This is a genomic window from Ruminococcus sporogenes (assembly GCF_054655175.1).
In genome coordinates this window covers 1-498 of the sequence record NZ_BAAHOA010000048.1, presented here as the reverse complement: position 1 = coordinate 498, position 498 = coordinate 1, and the positions used below count along the sequence as shown (strand labels likewise).

At 47.8% G+C, this 498-nt stretch carries 1 protein-coding gene and 1 pseudogene; both read left to right on the top strand.

The annotated features are described in order from the left end of the window. Positions 1–237: pseudogene (locus ACYQ0N_RS15405) on the top strand (hypothetical protein); the annotation flags it as partial. A gap of 3 nt (positions 238–240) precedes the next feature. Next, the gene (locus ACYQ0N_RS15400) at positions 241–498 is read left to right on the top strand and encodes a helix-turn-helix domain-containing protein (RefSeq protein WP_124101270.1); all 258 of its coding nucleotides are present in this window, start codon (positions 241–243) and stop codon (positions 496–498) included.

Below are 498 nucleotides of genomic sequence, written 5' to 3'. Positions count from 1 at the left end.
GGAACTCACCCCATGATATCTCCCCTGAAGCTGTTTTTCAAGTGGGGTATCAGCTTTGAAGAACCGTACAGCCTTGAGGATAAAGGCTCAAGAACGGTCACATATATGAAAAAGGAGACTTTGACGCGGGCGGCGGAGCTTAAATACGCCAAAAAGAAAATCGAGGCTCCGGAGGATCAGGCGGTAAGCTATGAGGATATGCTGAGAAAAAAGCTGCCAAAGACGGGAGGCGCATAACGCTTGAGGTTTTCAAGAGAGATATACGAATACGATCTGCCTCACAGGGCGGTGGCTGTGTATATGTACCTGTCCAACCGCGCGGGAAGAAAAAAGAAGTGTTTTCCCTCCGTTAAAACTATATCGGAGGATCTGAGCGTTTCAAAGTCAACGGTATTCAGGGCGCTGAACGACTTGGAAAAAGCAGGGCTCATAGAACGCAGGGAAAGGTACAGGACAAGCGGCGGAAGAAGCTCGAACCTTTATCTTATTAAAAGTTGA